The 382-nt window shown below is 66.8% G+C and carries 2 pseudogenes; one reads left to right on the plus strand and one right to left on the minus strand.

Annotation, left to right across the window (positions count from 1 at the left end):
• Positions 1-172: pseudogene (locus RM812_RS42770) on the plus strand (GNAT family N-acetyltransferase); the annotation flags it as partial.
• A 71-nt stretch (positions 173-243) separates the two neighbouring features.
• On the opposite strand, the pseudogene RM812_RS42775 reads toward RM812_RS42770, so the two are convergent.
• A pseudogene (locus RM812_RS42775) lies at positions 244-382 on the minus strand (IS110 family transposase); the annotation flags it as partial.

Below are 382 nucleotides of genomic sequence, written 5' to 3' on the forward strand. Positions count from 1 at the left end.
GGGCTGGCTCGAAGACGTCCTTCCGGGTGAGCCAGTGGTGCTCGCCACTCAGACCGCCAACATCCGTTCGATGCGCCTCGCGGCAAAGCTGGGGTTCACCGAAGCGGAGCGGTTCCGGGCCTGGGACGCCGATCAGTGGCTCGGCCTGCGGGCCCCGGTCACCTCTGATTGAGTTCGCGCTCGACAGTGTGGCTCCGTCGAAGTGCTGTTGTTCTCGTTGGCGGAGCCGGGCGGGTTCGGGGCTCATGCAGGCACTGGAAGGAGCGGTGCGAAAGCGCGCTGTTCGTCGAAATGCTGCCGCGTCTGAAGACAGTGGTGGAGTTGGCCGAGGAACCGGTTGAGCAGGTGGCGCTGGGCGGCCGCGTGCCAGTCTCCGTGTTCG

This window comes from Streptomyces lancefieldiae (genome assembly GCF_031845825.1).
Classification (GTDB): Bacteria; Actinomycetota; Actinomycetes; order Streptomycetales; family Streptomycetaceae; genus Streptomyces; species Streptomyces lancefieldiae.